Origin of the sequence: Actinoallomurus spadix (genome assembly GCF_024055725.1) — a bacterium.
GTDB lineage: Bacteria > Actinomycetota > Actinomycetes > Streptosporangiales > Streptosporangiaceae > Actinoallomurus > Actinoallomurus spadix.
In genome coordinates, this window is the sequence record NZ_JAMXMX010000026.1 from 107,945 (window position 1) to 115,565 (window position 7,621).

Sequence of the window (7,621 nt, forward strand, 5' to 3'; positions counted from 1 at the left end):
CATGGCATCGCCGGCGGACCACCGCCCGTGGCTCCTTCCCACGGCGCACCCTCGGTACGTCAGGCCGGAGAGACGAGGGTTATCCACAGTCTTGTTCGCGTAGTGCGATCAAGTGAGTGCGGATCGTACGGTCGGAACGTGCATTCGGGTGAGGCGGGGTCGGCCGGTGAGGCATTGGAGATGATCCAGGCCGGGATCGCCGCGCTTGCCACAAGTGACATGAGCCCCGACGTCAGCGGGCTCGGTGACGAGTGCGCGCTGATCATGCGGGCGGTCGGAGAACTGCAGCGCGAGGCGGCGCGCCGCCTCGCGCGGTTCGAGGCGCTCGGCGGCCCCGCGGCTGATCACACGCCGTCACTGGCGGGATGGTTGGGCCATCGGTGCCGCCTGCGGCCATGGGAGGCCAGGCAGCTGACCGCGATGGCTCACCGGATGCACCTTTTGGGCGACACACTGGCCGCATTCGAGTCCGGCGAGGTGGAGTACGGCGACGTGGCCACCATCGCCGAGGGTATTGATCGGGCGGCCGAGACGATGACGGATGGCTGGAGTCCGGAGCGCATCGCCGCGACAGCCCAGCCCATCCTGCTGCAGGCAATCGCTGGGCTAACACCGGCGCAGTTGCGCAAGGCCGCGTGCCGCGTCGCGCTCACTTTGGACGGTGAGACCGCTGATCGTCGCCGCCGCCAGATCGAGCGGCAGGCAGTTCTGAACCTCGGGCAGACCATCGACGGTATCGGCGTGATCAGCGGGGAGATGGGGGCCGACGACCTGGCCATCGTCGAAAAGGCGGTCGACGCGTTCGCGCCTCCGCATGACCGAGAGCAGCCTCGGTGGGCCAACGTCGCCGGCCACCGCCGTTTGAAGGGGCTCGTCACCGCCTGCCGTATCGCGCTCAACGCCGCAGGGCGGCACGGCTACCGTGATCGCGGCGGCGCGCCGGTTCATGTCCACGTCATCGCCAGTGGGGCCACCCTCGATCGGGACGTTCCGGCCACCCAGGCACCGCCCGGCCGAACCGAGTACGGCACGATTCTGACCGCCGCGCAGGTACGGGAGATGATCCGCGATCACGACGCCCGGGTCACCGAGATCTCCATCGGCCCGGACGGCTTCATCACAGGGCGATTCACAGCGGATGGTCAACCGTTGAACTGGGGACGCACCCGCCGTTTCTTCACCGCCGCTCAGCGCGAGGTCTACCTGGCGCTGTACGCCGGATGCGTCGCTGAAGGCTGCGACCGGCCGTTGGCGTGGGCCGACATCGACCACAAGCAGGCGTGGGCCGACGGAGGCCGTACCGATCTGGACAACGGCCAACCACTGTGCCGATGGCACAACCGGCACAAAGAGCACCTTCGCGACCGCGACGGGCGACTCGGCACGACTCCGCCCGGCGAAGCGCCGTTCGAGGACGGATCAAACGATCAAGAAAGAGGCCGGGAACCACCCGAACCAGGGGGCTGATACCTCCCGTCGCGGTTTCGCCGCCGGCTGCGTCACCGCCCACCCGGCCCAACCCGGCGAGGCAGTACGCGCCACGTTCGGCGTCATCGACACGCGAGCCTTCTGCCTGCCCCCGACCCCGCTCAGTGCTGCGCCGCGGCCGGCCGTGAGCCGCTCGAACTTCGTGATGGCGGCACGAGTCTGAACGACCATGGGACGCCTGGAGTGGGATGGGGCCGTCAACGCGCGGGATCTCGGCGGGCTACGGACGGGCGATGGTCGCGTGACCCGGTCCGGCGCGCTCGTGCGGTCGGGAATGCTCGACCGGCTCACCGCACGGGGCTGGTCCGAGTTGATGGCGTACGGCATCCGTACGGTCATCGATCTGCGCGATGACGGGGAGCGTACCGTCCTTCCGCCGTTTCCGCTGACAGGGGTCCACGTCCCCTTGGACGACACCGCTGACACGGCGATGTGGGAGCTGATCAAGAGCGGTGACCTCGACGGCACTCCGCTCTACTACCCGATCTTCCTGGAGCGGAAGGCTGAACGCTGCGTCGAGGCGGTCCGGGCGGTGGCGCACGCCGCGCCCGGCGGCGTCCTGGTGCACTGCGCGGGAGGCCGCGACCGCACGGGCCTGGTCAGCATGCTGCTGCTCCTGCTCGCCGGTGTGCTGCCCGAGGAAATCGTCGCCGACTATGAGCTCAGCAACCGGTATATGGCGCTGAACGCTCCGCGCTACTGCACGCTCAACGTCCTCGCGCGGCACGGCACCACCGAGCGGGAGGCCGTGCTCGCCGTCCTCGACGCGCTCGACGCCGCCGCCTACCTGCGCGACGCGGGCCTTCGTGATGGCGAGATTCAGGCCGTACGCTCGCGGCTGCGCTGATGGTTTACGGGAGTCGGCGATTCCCGGGGCGGCCGGCCGCGCCGTCCCCGTGTTCAGCCGAGCACGAAGGGGAGCCTCGCGGCCAGTTCACCGAGTGCGGTCTGCTGGGCGTCCGTCGGAGCGCGCCGCCCGGTTCCGATCAGGAGCGCGTCCGTGTCGGAGAACGACGCGGGGAACGGTGTCCCGGCGATCTTCTCCAGGGACGCGCGGGCGGCTGCGAGGGTCTCGGCGGGCGGCCCTGCGGCCGCAGGCAGGTGGGCGATCAGGTCGAGGTGGTGCAGCGTCCATTCCACGACGTACGCCGACAGGTAGTCCCCGGCGGTCAGCACGTCGTCGCGAGTGCCGACGAGGGCGCCCGGATCGGCGAGTTCGGCGGCTCGCCCGGCGGCGGACCCGATGTCGTCGAAGTGGAACTTCAGCCACCTCGGCTCGCCGTACGCGGCGGCCAGCCGGGGGATCAGCGCGTCGAGCGGGTCCTCACCCGTCGGAGGCTCGACGAGCCTCCAGTAGGTGACCGCGTCGACGGTCGGCTTCGTGCCGGCGGGCGTGACCAGCGTGATCAGAACGTCCTGAGCGTCGACGATCAGGTGGCACACCAGGTCCCGCACGAGCCAGCCGGTGCAGCCGGACGGCCGTTCCCAGTCCTGGCCGGAGAGTTCGTCGACCGCCGCGCGTAATGCCGTCCACGAGAGTGAGAAGAGATCCACTCCGGCACGGTAGGGCCGAACCGGAACGGCGGGCAAGCGCGATCAGCCGGCCGATGCTCGTGCTCGGCCGGCCGACGCGTGCTTCGAAGGGGTGAGCCCGCGGACTCAGCACTCGATGAACATGCTCCTCCAGCCGAAGGGCGTCGCCTGCTCGGCGTTCCGGTCGGAGCGGAGAACGAAGTGCACCACGCCCTCGGCGTTGGGCTGGTTGTACATCCGGGCGCTCTGTCCGGTGGCGTACCACTTGTAGGACCCGTGATACCGCGCGGGGATGTTGCTCATCCCGCACTTGCTGAGCGTGATGGAGTGACCCGAGAAGTGGTCGCCCTCGTAGACGACGATGGTCGATGCCTGCGCTGCGGCGGCGGAGAGGGCGATGATGCCGGCGGTGACCGCCGGGGCCAACGCCAGTGTCTTCTTCCGCACGTTGATCTCCCGTAGTGATCGATGGCTGTGACCCTGACGGGGATAGCCTCACATCCTCGGCTACCTTAAGCAAGGATTTGGATACGCTGAGTTACTGCGATCAGTGAGTGCGGCTCCGGTTGAAGCGGGTCTTCGCCCAGGCGTAGCCGACGAGGGCGATCCCGGCGCACCAGGCGGCGGAGACGGCGGCGCTGTGGCCGATCGCCGTGCCGGTCAGCAGGCCGCGGAGAGTTTCGATCACCGGCGTGAAGGGCTGGTACTCGGCGAACCAGCGCAGGCCCGCCGGCATCGAGTCGGTGGGCACGAAGCCGCTGCCCATCATCGGGAGGAGCGACAGGGGGAGGGGCAGGTTACTGGCGCTCTCCGGGGTCTTGGCGAAGACCCCGAAGGCGACCGACAGCCAGGTGAGCGCGAACGTCACCATCGCCAGGACGCCGACCGCCGCCACCCATTCGAGCGGCTCCGCGTCGGGTCGGAAGCCCAGCGCCACGGCCACGCCGACGACGATCGCCGTACTGATCATCGTGGTGATCACGCTGCCGATGACGTGCCCGGTCAGCAGGGACGCCCGTGCGATCGGCATGGTGCGGAATCGGCCGATGATGCCGTCGGTCATGTCCACACAGACCGCCACCGACGTCGTGATCGCCCCGGATGCGACGGTCATCAGGATGATCCCCGGGGTGACGTAGGACAGGTACTGCGTCCGGCCACCGCTCATGCCGCCGATTCCGGCGCCCAGCGCGCCGCCGAAGACGTAGACGAAGAGCAGGAGGAAGATGAGCGGCATTCCGGCGACGCTCAAGGTCAGCGATGGGTAGCGGAGTGCGTGCCGGAGGTTGCGGCGCAGCATCGTCGCCGAGTCGATCGCGGCGTACGACAGGGTGCTCATCGGGATGTCTCCTGGGGCGTGTCGGTACGGCCGGTGAGGGCGAGGAAGACGTCGTCGAGGTCGGGCGTGTGGACCTGCAACTCCTCGGGCCGGAGGCCGGTCGCGTCGAGCCGGTCGAGTAGATCGCGCAGAGCCTGGACGCTGCCGTCGCCGGGGACGCGCAGACTGAGGTCCTCATCCCTCGCGACTGCGTCGTCCAGTACGTGAGCGGCGCGGCCGAGAGTGGTGGGGTCGCCGAAACGAAGCCGGATGTGTCCTCCAGGGACGCGGCGTTTGAGCTCCTGCGCGCTGCCCTGGGCGACCAGCCGGCCGCGGTCGAGCACGGCGATCTGGTCGGCGAGCCGGTCGGCCTCGTCCAGGTACTGCGTGGTGAGCAGGACGGTGACGCCGCCGGCGACGAGGTCCTCGATGCTCTGCCACATGGTGCGGCGGCTGCGCGGGTCCAGGCCCGTGGTCGGTTCGTCGAGGAAGATGACCTGCGGGTCACCGACCAGGGTCATGGCCAGGTCGAGGCGGCGGCGCATGCCGCCGGAGTAGGTGCCGGCGAGCCTGCCGGCGGCCTCCCGTAGGTCGAACCGGTCCAGCAGCTCGTCGGCGCGCCGCCTGCCGCGTGTCTTGCCGAGGTGATTCAGGTCGGCCATCAGGATGAGGTTCTCCCGGCCGGTGAGCTTGTCGTCGACGGCGGAGAACTGGCCGGTCACGCCGATCGCGGCGCGTACGCCGCCGGGGTCCGTGGCGAGGTCGTGGCCCGCGACCTCGACCTGGCCCGCGTCGGCGTCGATGAGGGTGGTCAAAATCCGGACGGTGGTGGTCTTGCCGGCGCCGTTCGGGCCGAGCAGCGCGAAGATCGTTCCTCGCGGGACGTACAGGTCGATGCCGTTCAGGACGACCGTGTCGCCGAACGACTTGCGCAGGCCCGTGGCCTTGATCGCTGCAGTCATCGTCCTTCCAGGGGGCGTCGCACCGCGGCCTGACGCGGTGGGTGAAATAAAAAGGGCCGCCGATTCGGTGTTCACTCAGGGCTGGTCAGGGAGGCGCGGCGAATCACGATGTCACCGAGTCCGGTACGGGCGCGGACCTCCGCGGTCCGGTCGGCCTCTCCGGGACCGTCGGTCGCGTCCAGCAGGTTGTGCACGCTTCCCGCGGTGGCGTGGACGTCGAGCCAGGCGGCGGTGCCCTCACGGACACCGATCTCCAGCTGGCCCGCGCCGGTCTGCATGACGACGGTGCCCTGGGAGACCTCCCCGATGCGGACCTTGCCCGCCGCGGTCTTCGCGTCGACGTCGGCATGCGCCTGGTCGATCACGATGTCGCCACTGGCGGAGCGGACGCGGGCGTCGCCGGCGGCCTCGCCGACCCAGGCGGCTCCGGAGGAGGTCTTGAGCGTGAGGGCGCCGCCGGCGTGACGGAGCCGGATCTCGCCGACGCCTGTGGTGATCTTCACGTCACCCGCCACGCGTCCGGCTGTGACGTCCCCGCCACCGGTCCTCGCCCGCAGCGTGCGGGCGTCCTCGACCCAGATGACGCCGGCGCCGCTGGAGACCTCGCAGTCGCCGAACCGTCCCACGCAGTGGAAGTTGCCCATCCCGGAGGAGGCATGCAGGTCGGAGCCGGTGGGGAGTTCGATGTCGATCTGGACGGCGGTGTCCTTGGGGCCCAGGACCAGGTGGGCGCGCCTCTTCGGCCCTTTGACCAGCAGTCGTCCGTCGGTGTGGTCGACCGTGGTCTCCTCGGCGGCGCGGACGTCGCTCGCCTTCGACGGGTCGGCGGGCCGCACCTCGACGACGGTGTCGGTGCGGTCGGACGCGGTGACGCGGACCTCGGCGATGGAGACGTCGAGTGTCACGGAGATCGGCTCAGGACTGGCGAATGTGGGCATGATGGTGCCTCTCTGGTCACGAGGGCGCGGATTCCGCCGCTGGTCGATGGTGGTGGGAGGGCCCGGCTCAGCGGACCCAGCCGGTGTAGCGGTCGCCGCGCGGAGACGGGCGCCTGCGAACGTCCTGCTCGCGGTCCGTACGCTCCACGGCCTCGGCGATGGTGCGGACGAGCCAGGCGTTGACCGAGAGCCCGTCCCGTTCGGCGGCCTGCTCGGCCCGGGTCTTCAGCTCTTCGGGGAGGCGGAGGCTGATCCGTGAGACCGCGCCGTCCTTGGCGCTGTAGGACACCGGGGGAGCGGGTTCCGCCGGTGGCGTCGCCGCGACGGCGGTCTCCTCCTCCGCGCCGCCGGGCGGCGGCTCCACGACGAACTCGGGCTCACCCCTGCGGAGGCGCACATCCACCGAGCCGGGCGCGAGCTCCCGGGTGATCTCCTCGGCGGCGGCCGACAGGGCGTTCAGCAGGGCGAGCCGGATCGACGACTCCAGAGGTGCGGTCAGCCGCTCGGCGAGCTTGCGGGCCTCGTTGCCGCCCGCTTCGGCGGCGAGCGCGAGCTCCTGGCGGAGCTGTGCGACGTACGACTCCAAGTGCATGACGTCAGCATGGCATGAGTCGTGGCGTCACGAAAACCGTCCTATGACGTCACTATGGCGTCACTGTGGCTGCACTCCGGTATGGCCTCGGGGCGTGCCCTCCGGGCGGTGCGCCACTGCGGCGGCCCGGATGTGAGTTGTCCCACTGGTCCTTTCGAATATTGGGAAAATAATAAGTTCGACGTGCGGAGCGGATCGCGAAAGCGCTGATAGCGGCCTTCGACTCGGGCGGCCGAAGGAAGTACAAACTTCAAATACCCTCTTCCAGGGAGGGTGGCCGGGTGTGGACAGGGCTCCGGGGGTTGAAGCATGGATAACGTCGTAATAACGTCCGTGAGCGAAAGGCTTCGCGGTCTGGCGTGTTGTGGCTATCCACGCAAGGAAAGTCGCATTGCCTGGTGAGTGAACGTCCCAAAGGTCGACTCTCGTAAGCCGAAATGGTCATCGGTCGCGCTTCGGCTTGACAAGGAGGTTGGAATGCGCAGGTCCGATTCGCGGCGACGTGCGGGCCGGTGGACCATCGCGGCAGTCGTCCTGAGGGCACATCATCGCTGGTCCGCGTCCTTGCCCCATGGGCGGCGCGGATGACCCTCCGGGCCGGCGGTCCCCGCCGCCGCGTATGGCCCCTCACCGTGAAGCGTGTGACCGGAGGCGTCATCGTCGCCCTCTGACGGGAGACATCCCAGGTGCGCCGGGGCTTCACCCGGATGTGAATTTCATCGGCTTTCCCTGGACGTCGGCGCGGGACAGGCGGGGCCCCCAGCCCCCCGCACACCCGCCCCGCGCCCGC

General features: G+C 69.5%; 8 protein-coding genes. 2 read left to right on the plus strand and 6 right to left on the minus strand.

Annotated elements, in window-relative coordinates; translation table 11 throughout:
- Positions 1–138 precede the first annotated feature (138 nt).
- Both NE235_RS38420 and NE235_RS30405 read left to right on the plus strand, forming a co-directional pair.
- Positions 139–1,467, plus strand: coding sequence for an HNH endonuclease signature motif containing protein (locus NE235_RS38420; protein ID WP_252808958.1), 1,329 nt, complete (start codon positions 139–141; stop codon positions 1,465–1,467).
- A 190-nt stretch (positions 1,468–1,657) separates the two neighbouring features.
- Positions 1,658–2,335 carry a tyrosine-protein phosphatase gene (locus tag NE235_RS30405; RefSeq protein ID WP_252808961.1) on the plus strand — a complete coding sequence of 226 codons (678 nt, stop codon included), beginning with the start codon at positions 1,658–1,660 and terminating at the stop codon, positions 2,333–2,335.
- A gap of 53 nt (positions 2,336–2,388) precedes the next feature.
- Here the strand turns inward: NE235_RS30405 and NE235_RS30410 are convergent, their stop codons facing one another.
- The 6 genes from NE235_RS30410 to NE235_RS30435 form a co-directional block, all read right to left on the minus strand.
- Entirely contained in the window at positions 2,389–3,042 is a 654-nt protein-coding gene (locus tag NE235_RS30410) for a maleylpyruvate isomerase N-terminal domain-containing protein (protein WP_252808962.1), read from the minus strand.
- Positions 3,043–3,147: 105 nt separating this feature from the next.
- A complete protein-coding gene (locus NE235_RS30415) occupies positions 3,148–3,468 on the minus strand; it encodes a MiAMP1 family antimicrobial peptide (protein ID WP_252808964.1) in 321 nt (106 codons plus the stop codon).
- Between the two features lie 100 nt (positions 3,469–3,568).
- Entirely contained in the window at positions 3,569–4,360 is a 792-nt protein-coding gene (locus NE235_RS30420) for an ABC transporter permease (RefSeq protein WP_252808966.1), read from the minus strand.
- Positions 4,357–5,301, minus strand: coding sequence for an ATP-binding cassette domain-containing protein (locus NE235_RS30425; protein WP_252808968.1), 945 nt, complete (start codon positions 5,299–5,301; stop codon positions 4,357–4,359). Before NE235_RS30425 ends, NE235_RS30420 begins: the two co-directional genes overlap by 4 nt.
- Positions 5,302–5,372: 71 nt before the next feature.
- Positions 5,373–6,239, minus strand: coding sequence for a DUF4097 family beta strand repeat-containing protein (locus NE235_RS30430; RefSeq protein ID WP_252808971.1), 867 nt, complete (start codon positions 6,237–6,239; stop codon positions 5,373–5,375).
- A 67-nt stretch (positions 6,240–6,306) separates the two neighbouring features.
- A complete protein-coding gene (locus NE235_RS30435; RefSeq protein WP_252808972.1) occupies positions 6,307–6,831 on the minus strand; it encodes a toxin-antitoxin system HicB family antitoxin in 525 nt (174 codons plus the stop codon).
- Between the last annotated feature and the right edge of the window lie 790 nt (positions 6,832–7,621).

What these genes read in the sequence shown, in the direction of transcription:
- NE235_RS30405 (WP_252808961.1), top strand. Translation starts at nt 1,658, where the DNA reads ATGGGACGCCTGGAGTGGGATGGGGCCGTCAACGCGCGGGATCTCGGC.
- NE235_RS30420 (WP_252808966.1), bottom strand. Translation starts at nt 4,360, where the DNA reads ATGAGCACCCTGTCGTACGCCGCGATCGACTCGGCGACGATGCTGCGC.
- NE235_RS30425 (WP_252808968.1), bottom strand. Translation starts at nt 5,301, where the DNA reads ATGACTGCAGCGATCAAGGCCACGGGCCTGCGCAAGTCGTTCGGCGAC.
- NE235_RS30430 (WP_252808971.1), bottom strand. Translation starts at nt 6,239, where the DNA reads ATGCCCACATTCGCCAGTCCTGAGCCGATCTCCGTGACACTCGACGTC.
- NE235_RS30435 (WP_252808972.1), bottom strand. Translation starts at nt 6,831, where the DNA reads ATGCACTTGGAGTCGTACGTCGCACAGCTCCGCCAGGAGCTCGCGCTC.